Source organism: Pedobacter cryoconitis (assembly GCF_014207135.1).
In the GTDB taxonomy this organism is placed as follows: domain Bacteria; phylum Bacteroidota; class Bacteroidia; order Sphingobacteriales; family Sphingobacteriaceae; genus Pedobacter; species Pedobacter cryoconitis_D.
The window spans coordinates 73,303-87,945 of the sequence record NZ_JACHCC010000015.1 but is presented as its reverse complement, the minus strand read 5'-3'; the positions used below and the strand labels follow the sequence as shown (position 1 = coordinate 87,945).

Here is a 14,643-nt window from a genome sequence, read left to right as displayed (position 1 = left end):
ATTCGCCGTATCTCTGTTTATAAAACAAGATCATGAAAAGATTCATCTTACCTTTATTTGTCATAGCAGCTATGGCATTTTCAACTTCAGTTTACGCTCAGAAAAATCCAATGGTTGGTGGTGCAGCAATGTATTCGACCAAAGACATTGTTGATAATGCAGTAAACTCAAAAGATCATACTACACTGGTGGCAGCAGTTAAGGCAGCTGGTCTGGTAGAGACATTAAAAAGTGCAGGTCCATTCACAGTCTTCGCTCCTACCAACGAAGCTTTTGACAAACTTCCTGCAGGTACTGTAGAAATGATTTTAAAACCAGAAAACAAAGCACTGTTAACTAAAATCCTGACTTACCATGTAGTCGCCGGAAAACTGGATTCAAGAGCAATTGCAAAAGCAATTAAAGCCGGTAATGGCAAGGCCGAATTAACGACCGTTTCAGGTGGTAAATTATGGGCTTCAATGGACGGAAACAAATTAATTTTAACAGACGAAAAAGGTGGTACTGCTACTGTAACTATTGCCAACGTCATGCAAAAAAATGGAGTTATACATGTTGTTGACTCAGTTTTAATGCCTAACTAAATTTTTCCAGATTAAATTGTGTAAATTGAGAAACACAGCCATAATGGCTGTGTTTTTTTATTGTCAGCTTTTTTTATTTTTAAAACACATTTTGTTTCAAATGGTCTATTTCTATAAATTTACTTGACTTAACATTATTTTAACATGAAATTTGATTTAACTCAAATTGATTGCGTTGATGATATTTCCAAAGAGGATTTTGAAAAAAAATATCTCAATGCACGCAGACCGCTCATCATTAAGAACATGGCCAAAAACTGGCCTGCATATGAAAAGTGGTCTATGGATTATATGAAAACAGTAGTGGGAGACAAAATAGTTCCACTATATGATAGTTCCAAAGCCGATCCATCCAAGCCAATTAATGCCGCTGCCACAGAAATGAAGTTCTCAGATTATATCGAACTCATCAAAACCACTCCTACAGACCTGCGTATATTTTTGTTCGATCCTATTAAACAGGCACCCAAACTCCTGAAAGATTATATCGCACCAAAAGATTTGATGGGTGGTTTTCTGGACAGCTATCCAAACATGTTTTTTGGCGGAAAAGGTTCTGTTACCTTTTTACACTACGATATAGATATGGCCCATATCTTCCATACCCATTTCAATGGCCGCAAACATGTGATCCTGTTTGAAAACAAATGGAAAGAACGTCTCTATCAAATTCCCTACGCCACTTATGCACTGGAAGACTATGATATTGAAAACCCTGATTTTGACAAATTCCCTGCCTTAAAAGGAGTCAAAGGAGTAGAAGCCTATCTCGAACATGGTGATACGCTGTTCATGCCAACAGGTTACTGGCACTGGATGAAGTATCTGGACGGCTCTTTTTCAATCAGCCTCAGGGCATGGGATAAATCATGGGCAGTCAAAGCCAGGAGCCTGTACAACCTGATCATACAACGCAAATTTGATGACTTTATGAAAGCTAATTTCAGAGAAAAATATATGACCTGGAAAGAACAGCTTGCGGTAAAAAGAGCAAACAAAGCACTCGCAGATCGTATTCCTTCCTAATTAAGACTTAGTTTATATAAATAAGTAAATTTTAATTTACACTTTTGTTCTCAAACAAGATCTTATTTGATTATGAGCTTTATATTAAAGCCGGTAGATACCGTTGAGAATATTAGTCCAGCAGACTTTAAAAAAAATTATTTAGATCCCAGAAAACCTCTAATCATAAAAGGCTTGACAAAAAGCTGGCCGGCAAGAGAGAAATGGACAACAGAATACCTTAAGGAAATTGGTGGAGACCTGGAAGTTCCTTTGTATGACAATGCAAAGGTGGATCCCTCTAAACCTATCAATTCAGCAGCAGCGCATATGCGTTTTGGTGATTATCTTGATCTGATCAAAAGAGAACCTACAGAACTGCGTATATTTTTCTTTAATCTTTTCAAGCATGTACCCAGCCTGATTAAAGATATCGTGTTGCCCAAAGACCTGATGGGTGGGTTTATTGAGAGTATGCCAGCTATGTTCTTCGGTGGTTCAAACTCGGTTACCTTTCTGCATTATGATATAGATCTTCCGCATCTTTTCCATACACATTTTGGTGGCAGGAAACATATCATCTTATTTGATAACAAATGGAAGGAAAGGCTTTATTGTATTCCTAATGCAACTTATGCATTAGAAGACTATGATGTAGCTAATCCTGATTTTGATAAATTCCCGGCACTAAGAGGTGTAGAAGGTTATGAAGTTTTCCTCGAGCATGGCGATACACTTTTCATGCCTACCGGGATGTGGCATTGGATGAAATACCTAGATGGCTCTTTCTCTTTAAGTTTAAGGGCATGGGACGCTTCTCCGATCAGAAAGGCACAAAGTTTGTTTAACCTTGCCATTAAAGGTGGCCTGGACAGTGTTTTAAAGATGGCTTTAAAAGCACCTTATGCAGAATTCAGAGAAAAACTAGCCGTTAAACGTGCAGAAAAGGCTCTGGCCAAAGGACTTCCAAGAAAATAATTCTAATTCCGGCTATACCCTTAGCCACCAATATAAGTCTGTTCCTGGTATGACCAGGAACAGACTATTTTTCCCTTAATCTTTATAAGGGTATTTTTACAAGCGGGTAACATAAATCCTCTGTCAAACTTTTACCTTCGATATTCCGTTATTATAAGAATATGAGAGGTTTCCATTTTTCTAATTTTCAAGCAGATGACAAGCCAAAAGGCGGGTTTGATGAAATGCTGAAGTTATTCACTCAGTTATTGAATTATACTGCTGGTGATGCAGGTGAAACACTGGCCTGGATGAACGAACTGGATAAACAATATAAGTTCACTACAGGTGATTACGGCATGGGTGATTTCATTGATGACCTGAAAGACAAGGGTTACATCAAAGAAAATTCCCGGGATGGAAATATGGAGATTACCTCCAAAACTGAACAGACCATCCGTAAATCCGCACTCGAAGAAATTTTCGGGAAACTAAAAAAGGCAGGCAGAGGCAACCACAATAGCAATATCTCCGGCATTGGCGAAGAAAAAAATGCAGACCGCCGCGAGTATACCTTTGGTGACAGCCTTGATCAGATCGATATGACTGCCTCTATACAAAACGCACAGATCAAACACGGCATAGGTAATTTCACTTTAACTGAAGGTGATCTCGAAGTTGAAGAAAAGGATTATAAAACACTCACTTCTACCGTCCTGATGATCGACATTTCGCATTCCATGATCTTATACGGCGAAGACAGGATTACACCTGCTAAGAAAGTCGCCATGGCTCTGGCAGAGTTAATTCATACCCGCTACCCTAAAGATACATTGGACATTGTTGTTTTTGGAAATGATGCATGGCCAATTACAGTCAAAGATTTACCTTATCTGCAGGTAGGCCCCTATCATACCAATACGCTTGCCGGACTTGAACTGGCTGCTGATCTGTTACGCCGCCGTAAAACCCATAATAAACAGATATTCATGATTACCGACGGCAAACCAACCTGTCTTAAAGAGAATGGCCGTTATTATAAAAACAGCATGGGTCTGGACAGAAAGGTGATCAATAAAACCCTGAACATGGCTGCACAATGCAAGAGGCTTAATATTCCTATCACTACATTTATGATTGCCCAGGATCCCTATTTACAGCAATTTGTAAGAGAATTTACTGAAATCAATGGTGGAAGAGCCTTTTACAGTTCATTAACCGGATTAGGAGAGTATATTTTTGAAGATTATATTAAAAACAGAAGAAAAACAGTCCGTTAACCCGGCTAGATTATACCTATGGAGCAGACCTCAATTAAAACTCTTGGCGAATTAAAAGCCTCAAACTATACCTCAATAACAGTAAAAGACGAATTACGCAAGAATCTTATTCAGCAGCTGCAAAATAAAGATGCTGGCTTTGAAGGGATCCTGGGTTATGACGACACAGTTATTCCGGAACTTCAGACTGCCATTTTATCAAGGCACAATATTCTGTTGCTGGGTTTAAGAGGACAGGCTAAAACACGTATTGCACGTTTAATGGTCAATTTACTCGATGAATACATTCCTTATATAAGCGGGAGCGAAATATTCGATGATCCCCTGAATCCAATTTCCTGGTATGGCAGACAGGAAATTGCTAAGCATGGCGATGCCACCCCTATCAGCTGGCAGCACCGTTCGGACCGTTATACAGAAAAACTGGCTACACCAGACGTTACAGTAGCTGATCTTATTGGGGATATGGACCCTATTAAAGCCGCTACATTGAAACTTACCTATAACGATGAGCGTGTAATCCATTTCGGATTAATTCCTAGGGCACACCGCAGTATTTTTGTGATTAATGAGTTGCCCGATTTACAGGCACGTATTCAGGTAGCTCTGTTTAACATGTTACAGGAAAAAGATATTCAGATCAGAGGCTTCAAACTCCGTCTTCCTCTGGATGTACAATTTGTATTCACGGCCAACCCTGAAGATTATACAAACCGGGGCTCTATTGTTACTCCTTTAAAAGACAGAATAGAGAGCCAGATCCTGACCCACTATCCAAAGACCATCGCCATCTCCAGAAAAATTACGTTCCAGGAAGCAAAAATCACAGATACACAAAAGCTAAAGATAGAGGCTGATGGCCTGGTTAAAGATCTTGTAGAGCAGATTGCTTTTGAAGCACGTAAAAGTGAATTTATAGATCAGAAATCTGGTGTATCTGCCCGCTTAACCATTTCTGCTTATGAAAACCTGATCAGTACCGCCGAAAGAAGAATGTTGATTAATGCTGAAGAAAATACTTTTGTAAGATTAGCCGATCTCACCGGAATTATTCCCGCAGTTACAGGAAAAATAGAACTGGTTTATGAAGGTGAGCTGGAAGGCCCGGCCAAAGTAGCCAATACATTGATAGGAAAAGCTATTAAAAGTCTTTTTAGCCGATATTTCCCGGATCCTGAAAAAGCTAAAAAGAGCAAGACAGCTAATCCTTATCAACAGATCACAGACTGGTTTACAGACGGCAATACACTTGATATTGCTGATAATCTGACAGCAGCTCAATATCAGACAGAACTCATGCAGGTTGAAGGGTTAAACGACCTGGTTAAAAAGTTTCATCCCAAATTAAGTGCTAATCAAACATTACTATTAATGGAATTTGTATTGCATGGACTGGCAGAGTATTCACAGTTAAACAAAAAATACCTGAGCGGTGGTTTTGGCTTTTCTGATATGTTTGACAGCTTATTTAATACAGAGCTTGAAGATGATGACGATATAGACTTCAACGCCTAACAAATTTATATTAAAAAAAATGGGCCGATTACCCTTTCTTATAGCCGGATGCCTTTTAGTCATAGCATTCGATTTTTACTTTGTTAAAGCAGTGCTCGCTACCTTTAAAAACTGGAGCGACAAAGCAAAAACCAGATTTACCCGCATCTACTGGGGAATTACCATTGTCCTGGTCATTGGTGTTTTTGCCGGTATATTTTTAAATTTATTTCTCTCTCTGCGGGCTATCATATTAGTCTCTTTCTTTCTGACTACAGCCTGCAAAATCGTAATGTTACCTTTTCTTTTGGTTGATGATTTACGCAGATTAGGTATTTATCTGTTCAGGCGGTTAAAGAAACAACCCGAAAACGATACCAGTCCGGCTATAGGAGAACCGATCAGCAGGTCTTCATTTCTTGTCAAAGCCGGGCTTGTTGCAGCAGCAGTTCCACTTACTTCATTAACCTGGGGAATTACCTCAGGGGCCTATGATTACCAGGTCAGAAGAAAAACACTGATACTGCCCAACCTGCCGGCCGCTTTTGATGGCATTACGATGGGACAGATCTCTGATATCCACTCCGGAAGTTTCTATAACCAGAAAGCTGTAAAAGGTGGCGTGGAAATGCTACTTGGAGAGAAACCTGATTTTATCTTTTTCACCGGAGACATTGTCAATGATATGGCCACAGAGATGAGAGACTATCAGGATATCTTTACGAAAGTCAAAGCACCTTTGGGCGTTTATTCTTCACTGGGAAATCACGATTACGGGGATTACTATTTCGGTAAGGAATCTTCACCGGCAAAGGTTAAAAATTTGAAAGATGTGATCAAAACCCACGAACTTATGGGATGGGATCTGCTGATGAATGAGAACCGCAGATTAAAAGTGGACGGAGAAGAAATAGGCATCCTGGGAATTGAGAACTGGGGCATGGGACGTTTCCCTAAATATGGCCGGATGGATCTCGCCGTTAAGAATACTGATGACCTTCCAGTAAAGCTTTTGTTATCTCACGATCCTTCACACTGGCGTGCAGAAGTACTTCCAAAATATCCGCAAATTGATGCCATGTTCAGTGGTCATACACATGGTATGCAGTTCGGCGTACGTACCGAAAAATACCAATGGAGCCCTATAGAATATATCTATAAAGAATGGGCAGGATTATATCAGGAACAAAACCAACAGCTATACGTCAACGTAGGATACGGTTTTTTGGGTTATCCTGGCAGAGTTGGTATACTTCCGGAGATTACAATTTTTACTTTAAAAAGAGCTTAACAGAAAATACAGGTTGGCTAAACCAATCCGTATAGATAATCTCTATAAACCTCTCAGGAATCAGCAAAATCTGATCCTCCTTCCTAATGTTAATAATTCAAGAATAACTAATTGGCCGGCCCAATATTACCATGATGGTTAATTTATTATATTATGAATAAATTAACCATCATGAAAAGCCACTTTATAACATACGGAGACGACAAATACAGAGAGCAGAGGAAGCTACTCAAAAAGACAGCCCTGGAATCCTCTTTTTTTGATGAGGTCAGAATATTTAATCCTTCTGCCATCGAACCTGTATTCAGCAAGTGCTTCCGGTCAGTTTTAACTCTGGAAAAAGGAGGAGGTTACCGGATCTGGAAGCCCTATCTGATCAAAAAAACACTGGATGAACTACCCGACGATGATATCCTGATTTATGCTGATGCAGGATGCCTGATCAACAAAAACGGCAGACAACGTTATCTGGAATACCTGGCTTTACTTAAAGAAACGCAAACCGGTACAATCGCCTTTCAGCTACCCCAAAAAGAAAATGAATTTACCAAACGCGAAGTTTTTGATTATTTTGAGGCTCCTGAAGAATTGATTAATTCAGCACAGCTGACGGCTGCAGTTATTCTATTGAGAAAATGTTCCCACACCACACTATTGGTTAATCAGTGGTACGACACACTTTATGAAAACCTTTTTTTATTTACAGACGAGAAGGATGATACCATTCAGTACCCTGCTTTCATTGACCATTGTCATGACCAGAGTATATTTAGCGTGATCAGAAAAATGCATGGTGCTTTAGTTCTCCCTGATGAAACTTCCTTCCAGGACAGGAAAGATGGGAAACCGTATCCCTTTTGGACAACCCAATAAAGGGTTAATCAAAAAGCAGCCCATCATTAACGGGCTGCCCTGTTTTTATCCCGCATTAAAACGATAACCAATTCCCCTCACCGTTTGCAACAGCTGAGGATTATCCGGATTTAGTTCGATTTTCTTTCTCAAACGTACAATATGCATATCAAGGGTCCGTGTATTCACATCAGAATTATATCCCCAGACAACCAGCATTAGTTCGTCCCGATTAATCACTTTATTAGGGTTTCTAAGGAAGTATAACAGAATTCTGTTCTCCAGTATAGTTAATTCTATTTTTCTTCCACTACGGTACAGCGTATGGATATTCGGATGATGTTCCATATCCCCGAAACGATGGATCTCCGATTTATCATTGTTCAGCAAAAACTTTACTTTACTCTCCAGCATTGCAACCAGGACATCCATATTAAAAGGTTTGGTCACATAGTCCGAAACCCCAAAGGTATAAGCATCAATCTTATCAACATCCTGGGCTTTGGCAGTCATCATGATAATCAGATTCTCAAAGCCCTGTTCACGTACCTCCTGACAAACTTCCGAGCCTTGCTTACCTGGCAACATCCAGTCCAGCAAAACAATATCAGGTTTTTCATCCATGATCGTTTTTACCGCCACTTCACCATCACCATTCTCCAGCACTTCATAACCTTCAGATTTTAAACGGTGGACAACTAAAAACCTTAAATTTTCATCATCCTCAACTATCAGTATTTTAATTCCTTTAGACATATCATTAATTATTATAAGGCAATACTATTTTAAACTCTGTTCCTCTGTTTACTTTACTTTTCACTGTGATTTCACCTTTCATGAAATTCACCAGTTCTTTACAGAAAGCCAGTCCCAGTCCGACACTCCCATTTTGATTATACTGGTTTTGTATCCGGTAAAACTTCTTAAAGATATTATTTATTTCCGGTGTAGGAATACCTATCCCCTGATCCACAAATCTGAATACTACTTTTCCCTTGATCATCCTGGCCACAATATGAAGCTGTTTACGTTCCGGAGGAGAATATTTATAGGCATTTTCCGCCAGGTTATCGAAGAGGCTCCCCAGTAAAACAGGATCTGTAATAAAAGTAGTAAAACCCGTCACTTCATACGTCACCACAAAATCAGGATGTTTCAATTTGTGTGATTCAATCGTACTTTCTATGAAATCAATTATATTCAATTCATCCTGATTGAGCTGGATAGCCCTGTTTTCAATTTGCGTAAAAGCCAGAAGCTTATTCATTAAACCGTTTAACTTATCGGCTTCCTCATCCAGGATCTTACCATACAATTTCAGTTCACGTTCAGTCAGCGCACTGGCACTCTTGATATTATTTCCTGCAATCTTAATCACACTCACTGGTGTCTTAAATTCATGCGTCAGGTTATTCACAAAATCATACTGCAATTTGAACATCTTATGATTAATATTCAGATTCCTGTAGATCAGTACAGTCACCAGCACCAATATCCCGTAAAACAACAACATAACCATCGCAATGGGAAGAAAATAACTCAGGATTTCCTTATCTACAAATGACTTTGCTGAAATAAAATAAAGTTTATAGTCTGAAAATGGCCCCGGTAAGGTTATTTCTGTAGAAACATAATCTGTTGAAGTACTTAGAGGATCATAGGTCAGCGGTTCAATCCTTATATTCTGATATAAAAGTGGTCTTGTATTCAGGATCCGGATCTTATAAGGGTCAAGATGAAAAGAAAGCATATCCTGCTGATAAACAGGCGATGGTGAAAGTTTCTGCCTGAGCATTTTCTTGTAAACTTTCAGGTCTTCCAGCCTTGGAATATTCAGGTAGGTAATTTTATTTGAACGGATAATACTGAAATTAGTAAAGAGGTCCTCCTGGCTGGGAACTTTGGTCGTGTCGAGATTTTCGACATAAGAGATCAGTTTTATACCCAAGGCATTAAAATCATCCCCACGACTAAATTTCTTTGCATCATCCCTTGAAAACAATTTTACAGAATCTGCTGGCACCAGATCACCAAACTGATAAATAGACTTAGGACCGAATGAAAAGTGCCCGGTATTTAATCCGTCCCTTACCGGGATATTGGCAATTTCAGAATCATAAAACACCACTTTCGAAACAAATGGATATACATTGAGAATAGTATCCACAAATTTGGCAGTCGTTGCCGAATCGAGATAACCATTATAGTAAGAAATTTCAGGAACTTTATTCTGAAAGAATTCATTATAAGGCTTAATACTTTCTTCCAGTACCTTGACCTTTTCAGAGACAAATTCATTTTCTATAAATTTTTTACTGAAATTATAAGCTAAAAAAAGTGACAGAATAAACAATCCGGAGATCACCACAATAAAGGTAACGATCAAAGAAAAATTCTTACGATAGCCACTATCTCTTTCCTGGTTCATATTAACCATGCCTATTTCTTAGATAAATTCGCTGATAAAAATTGCTCCAGCGAAGCATATAACGTCTGACGTACTTCTTCACCCTGGGGCGAGAACTCACTATATTCCTTCTCCAGATAAGTTACATTAACGTTTCGTTTCTTTAGTTCCTTTACAAACTGTATAGCCTCTCCCGAATTACTTCTCGGGTCTTTAGGACTCTGCGCAATAAATACAGCCGCCCTGAATTTATCTGCATGAAAAACAGGAGATATCTGACGCATACGATCGCCCCCCGTAAGCGGATTTCCTATTACTTCATAAAACATCTGCAGATTGGTTTTCCAGAAAGGAGGAATAGATTTTAAATAACTAAACAAATTAATAACTCCTGAATTGGAACCACCGCACGCATACATTCCAGGACTCGAATATAAACTATTTAAAGCAATATACCCACCAAGTCCAGTACCGTAGATCGCTATCTTCCTTGGGTTTGCTATCTTATTTTGAACCAGCCATCTTACGCCATCGTTTATATCATCCTTTATTTTCCCTCCCAACTCTCCGCTCCCAGCAGCAGCAAACGATTTTCCATAACCAGATGATCCCCGGTAATTAACCTGAAATACAGCATAACCCCTGTTCGCTAAAAATTGAACTTCGGCATTATACCCCCAGGAGTTTCTGCGCCCCGGACCATCGTGCGGAAGGACTACCACCGGCAGGTTTTTCGGAATTCTGTTCATCGGCAAAGTGAGATACCCTTGAATTTTCAGCCCGTCACGGGCCTTATAAGAAACAGGCTTCATCTCACACATCTCTGCTTCTTTCACATAAGGATTAAAGTCACTTAATTTCCGGATAGTTCCCTTATCAGCAACATACAAGTAATAAGATCCCGGGTTCCGGTCTGTAAACGTTCTGACAATAAAGGTATTTTCTGCTTTATCACGGTCTATAATCCTTGATTCTGTACCGGGGAGCAGCTTATCCAGCTTTTCGTATAATTTTTTAACAGTGGTATCCAGATAATGCTTTTCTTTTTTCCACGTTTCACAGATCACAAAGGCGATTGTCTTCTTTGATTCAGAATACTGGGCATCAACAACATTTAGTGTATCGTTACTAAAAAGCACTTTACTTTCTTTTCCTGTGATACAGTTCAGTTCGATTAAAGCATTTTTATCCCTGTTTACGTTAGAGATAGCATATATAATATCAGGTCTGTTATCCGAGATGGCAATAGGCTTCAGCGTTGTTTTAAAATTATTAGTGACTACGGCCCTGAAAGCCTGACTCTCCTTCTCTCTGAAAAGCAAGGTCTGGTTTACCCCATCACTTGCAGTCGCCAGACGGATCTTCCCCTTTGAATCGGTAATCCAGTCTGTGATATTACCTGGGTTTTTTGCTGCCATATCCATATGACCATTTCTAACATTCAAACGATAAACATCAAAAACAGTAGAATCTCTTTTGTTTGATGACACTAACAAAAATTTCCCGTCAATCAGTTGGTCTTTCAAAACGCGCATTCTGCTAGTTCCGTTATCACTCAGCCTTCGTTCATTCGCTCCAGTTTTGTTAATGATAAAAATATCAGATAACCGATCGGCACCAGCTTTCTCCTTATAGTAAACAATCTCGTCATTACTCGCCCAGAAATAATAATTGATATTTTTCTCATTCAATTGTGTAATCTGAGCCGATTTCCCTGTGACCAGATCTTCAACAAACAAGTTCTGCTTTTTACCCTGCGCTTTTAAGTAAGACAATGTTTTACCGTCAAGCGAAATCGCATATGATCCCTTCTCCTGTGACTTAAAGAAGTCTGCTACAGGAATAACCCTCACCTGCCTGTTTTGCCGGCAGGCGCTGAATAACGCAATCAGAACAACTAATAAATATCTTTTCTTTACGGTCATAGCAATTAATAGCCTGCAAAAATACACAACGCCATTTGTCTAAACAGACAATACACTAATATTGTTACCTTAACCGCCAATAAAACACGGTCTCAAAATAGCTTTATTTTTTTGCTGTAAAAAGTACAGAGAACATTTTACTATCTTTATTTATTCATGAACAGGGTCCGTTTTCAGCATATGAAGCCAGCAATTATATTCATCCTCTTATTTATCCTTCCTTATTTCGTTTTAGCGCAGGATAACAGTGAGCAGGAAGCTGTCATGCTGAATACACTCCTGAAATCAAAACAATACGAAACAGCAGATAAGGCCATTAAAAAATTAATCCGGCAGAATCCGGCTTCTTTAAAGTATCAATTGATGCAGGCCCGGGTCTATAGAGAAGAGGGACAGCTTGAAAACTCCAGGAAGACATTTGAGCGCGTCTTAAATTCCCTTCCCAAAGATGAAGCCCAAATCCGTGAGTTAGCCAGCAATTTATATCAGTCGGCAGAGTATGATCAGGCTATAGAGGTTTTTCTCGAAGGCAGGAAAACATTGAACAATAACCAGATCTTTGTTTTTGAACTACTCAGCCTTTACCGGTTTAAAAGAGATAAGAACAAACTCATAGACGAATATCTGAATGCTTTGTCTACCATGCCACAAATGCTCCAGCAGGCAGAAACCGTATTACCTTCTGTATTTGAGGGTAATTCAGATTATCTTAATCTTCAGAATTCACTCCTTAAACGGATCCAGAAAGACCCGCAGAATGAATCTTATGCCAAATTGCTGATTTGGCAATATGTCCAGCAAAAAGAATATGATATGGCACTCCGTCAGCTGATCGCCCAGGATAAGAGAATTAAAGACGACGGAACTATCCTCTTTCAGCACGCACAGATATTTGTTGCAAATAAGGCTTATGACACGGCAATTAAAGCTTATACCTATCTGTTATCAAAAGGGAGAGAAAACGAATATTACCTTCCTTCAAAACTAGCTTCAGTCGACACACAATATCAACTGCTTTTAGATGGGAAAAGCACTGTAAAAGACATTACTATCCTTGCTGAGCAATACTCGGGCATCCTCGAAGAATATGGTAAAAATACTAAAGCCCTCTTTGCCTTAAGAAAATTGGCAAATCTGGAAGCTTACTATCTCCAGTCTCCCAAAAAAGCGGAGACTACACTCGAGACGGCCTTGCAGATCCCCGGAATAGCCAATACTGAACGGGGAGAAATCAAACTGGAGCTGGGGGATATTTATGTACTCACCGGACAACCCTGGGAAGCAATTTTGCAATATGGACAGGTGGCTAAAGAATTTGAAAACCAAAATATAGGAACCGAGGCCAAATACCGGTCAGCCAGATTATCATTTCAGCAAGGAAATTTTAGTTACGCCAAATCTCAGGCCGACGTCTTAAAAGCTTCTACAGAACAACTGATTGCCAATGACGCATTAAATCTTAGTCTTTTAATTTCAGACCATCTGGAAACAGCAACTGATACATTAGCCTTAAAAATGTATGCAGCTGCCCAGTTACTACAATTCCGCAATCTTCCAGCTGCTGCAATCGCTAAACTGGACAGTATTTCTATACTCTATCCTAAACATAGTCTTACGGATGATATTCTGATGTTTAAATCAGGAATATATATTAAGAATAAAGACTATAACACTGCAGCCATACTCCTTAAAGAACTCATAGGTCATTCCGCGAAAGGGAACTGGGCAGACGAAGCTCTTTTCACTCTTGCCGGGTTATATGAGGATCAGCTCAACGATCATGAGCAAGCTAAAATACTGTATCAGAAACTGATAACAGATTTTCCAGGAAGTATGTTTGTTGCTGAAGCACGCAAACATTTCAGGAAGCTCAGAGGCGATAATATTGAATCTTAGTTCCTATCTTTGTCCCATGTTATTATACAATGTAACCCTGATTATTGAAGAAGTATCTGCTGCTGCATGGCTGCAATGGATGCAAGAAGAGCATATTCCTGAAGTGATGGCTACAGGCCTGTTCGTATCCAACAGACTGTTAAAAGTCATAGACTCACCCAATGAAGGTGTAACTTATTGTTCACAATATGTCGTACAGACCATTGAAGATTATGAGACTTATCAATTGAAACATGCAGATGCATTATCAGTAGAATTAAATAGCCGGTTTAAAGATAAATACGTTTCTTTCACTACTGTAATGGAATATATAGCCTAATTAAAATTATGAATATAACACAGACACCTATAACCGATCTTTTCGTTATTGAACCAAAGGTATGGAAAGATAACAGAGGCTATTTTTTCGAGAGCTTTAGTGCCCGTTCCTTTACTGAAGCCGGCATACAGGCAGAATTCGTACAAGACAATCAGTCATTTTCTCAAAAAGGGACATTACGTGGTTTACATGCGCAAAAAGCCCCCTTTTCACAAGGAAAACTAGTTAGGGTAATACAAGGGAAAGTTCTTGATGTTGCTGTAGATGTAAGAAAAAGCTCACCTACTTATGGTCAGCACTTCAGCATTGTACTTAGCGGAGAAAATCACAAGCAATTATGGGTACCACCAGGTTTTCTGCACGGTTTTCTGACATTGGAAGATAATACGATCTTCACCTATAAAGTGACAAATTACTATGACAAGGAATCTGAATGTGGTGTAATCTGGAATGATCCGGATCTGAACATCAACTGGAGTGAAGAGCTGACAAAAGAAGAACTTTTATTATCTGATAAAGATCTTGTTCTTTCTTCCTTTAAAGACTTTGTAAGCCCATTTTAACCAGACCCAAATAAATATCAAAAAAGGGCTTCCGGATTGTCCGGAAGCCTTTTTTTTTATAAAATCTCTC

At 39.2% G+C, this 14,643-nt stretch carries 13 protein-coding genes; 10 read left to right on the top strand and 3 right to left on the bottom strand.

Annotation, left to right across the window (positions count from 1 at the left end; genetic code table 11):
- The first annotated feature begins 32 nt into the window (after nucleotides 1–32).
- The 7 genes from HDF25_RS24005 to HDF25_RS23975 all read left to right on the top strand — a co-directional run bounded on the left by HDF25_RS24005 (nucleotide 33) and on the right by HDF25_RS23975 (nucleotide 7,484).
- Nucleotides 33–584 carry a fasciclin domain-containing protein gene (locus tag HDF25_RS24005; RefSeq protein ID WP_184628951.1) on the top strand — a complete coding sequence of 184 codons (552 nt, stop codon included), beginning with the start codon at nucleotides 33–35 and terminating at the stop codon, nucleotides 582–584.
- Between the two features lie 144 nt (nucleotides 585–728).
- On the top strand, nucleotides 729–1,610 hold the full coding sequence (locus HDF25_RS24000; RefSeq protein ID WP_184628950.1) for a cupin-like domain-containing protein: 882 nt from the start codon (nucleotides 729–731) through the stop codon (nucleotides 1,608–1,610).
- Between the two features lie 72 nt (nucleotides 1,611–1,682).
- Nucleotides 1,683–2,567, top strand: a complete 885-nt coding sequence (locus HDF25_RS23995; RefSeq protein WP_184628949.1) for a cupin-like domain-containing protein — start codon at nucleotides 1,683–1,685, stop codon at nucleotides 2,565–2,567.
- 161 nt (nucleotides 2,568–2,728) lie between these two features.
- Nucleotides 2,729–3,826 carry a vWA domain-containing protein gene (locus HDF25_RS23990; RefSeq protein ID WP_184628948.1) on the top strand — a complete coding sequence of 366 codons (1,098 nt, stop codon included), beginning with the start codon at nucleotides 2,729–2,731 and terminating at the stop codon, nucleotides 3,824–3,826.
- An 18-nt stretch (nucleotides 3,827–3,844) separates the two neighbouring features.
- Nucleotides 3,845–5,341, top strand: a complete 1,497-nt coding sequence (locus HDF25_RS23985; RefSeq protein ID WP_184628947.1) for a sigma 54-interacting transcriptional regulator — start codon at nucleotides 3,845–3,847, stop codon at nucleotides 5,339–5,341.
- A 19-nt stretch (nucleotides 5,342–5,360) separates the two neighbouring features.
- Nucleotides 5,361–6,611, top strand: a complete 1,251-nt coding sequence (locus HDF25_RS23980; RefSeq protein ID WP_184628946.1) for a metallophosphoesterase — start codon at nucleotides 5,361–5,363, stop codon at nucleotides 6,609–6,611.
- Nucleotides 6,612–6,764: 153 nt separating this feature from the next.
- Nucleotides 6,765–7,484 carry a hypothetical protein gene (locus HDF25_RS23975; RefSeq protein WP_184628945.1) on the top strand — a complete coding sequence of 240 codons (720 nt, stop codon included), beginning with the start codon at nucleotides 6,765–6,767 and terminating at the stop codon, nucleotides 7,482–7,484.
- Nucleotides 7,485–7,529: 45 nt separating this feature from the next.
- Here HDF25_RS23975 and HDF25_RS23970 read toward each other — a convergent pair whose 3' ends face one another.
- Genes HDF25_RS23970 through HDF25_RS23960 form a run of 3 tightly spaced genes read right to left on the bottom strand, consistent with a single transcriptional unit; the run spans nucleotide 7,530 to nucleotide 11,795 of the window.
- Complete coding sequence (locus HDF25_RS23970) at nucleotides 7,530–8,219, bottom strand: response regulator transcription factor (protein ID WP_184628944.1); 690 nt, start codon at nucleotides 8,217–8,219, stop codon at nucleotides 7,530–7,532.
- 4 nt (nucleotides 8,220–8,223) lie between these two features.
- Nucleotides 8,224–9,891, bottom strand: a complete 1,668-nt coding sequence (locus tag HDF25_RS23965) for a sensor histidine kinase (RefSeq protein ID WP_184628943.1) — start codon at nucleotides 9,889–9,891, stop codon at nucleotides 8,224–8,226.
- An 11-nt stretch (nucleotides 9,892–9,902) separates the two neighbouring features.
- A complete protein-coding gene (locus HDF25_RS23960) occupies nucleotides 9,903–11,795 on the bottom strand; it encodes a prolyl oligopeptidase family serine peptidase (protein WP_184628942.1) in 1,893 nt (630 codons plus the stop codon).
- A 156-nt stretch (nucleotides 11,796–11,951) separates the two neighbouring features.
- Here HDF25_RS23960 and HDF25_RS23955 point away from each other — a divergent pair, with 156 nt between their 5' ends.
- From HDF25_RS23955 to rfbC, 3 genes are read left to right on the top strand one after another with little or no spacing between them, the layout of a single operon-like run.
- Nucleotides 11,952–13,691: a tetratricopeptide repeat protein gene (locus tag HDF25_RS23955; protein ID WP_184628941.1), complete on the top strand. Its 1,740-nt coding sequence runs from the start codon at nucleotides 11,952–11,954 to the stop codon at nucleotides 13,689–13,691.
- A 16-nt stretch (nucleotides 13,692–13,707) separates the two neighbouring features.
- Entirely contained in the window at nucleotides 13,708–14,010 is a 303-nt protein-coding gene (locus HDF25_RS23950; protein WP_184628940.1) for a DUF4286 family protein, read from the top strand.
- 8 nt (nucleotides 14,011–14,018) lie between these two features.
- Nucleotides 14,019–14,573 (top strand): dTDP-4-dehydrorhamnose 3,5-epimerase, encoded by a 555-nt coding sequence (gene rfbC / locus HDF25_RS23945; RefSeq protein ID WP_184628939.1) that lies wholly within the window; start codon nucleotides 14,019–14,021, stop codon nucleotides 14,571–14,573.
- The last annotated feature ends 70 nt before the right edge of the window (nucleotides 14,574–14,643 follow it).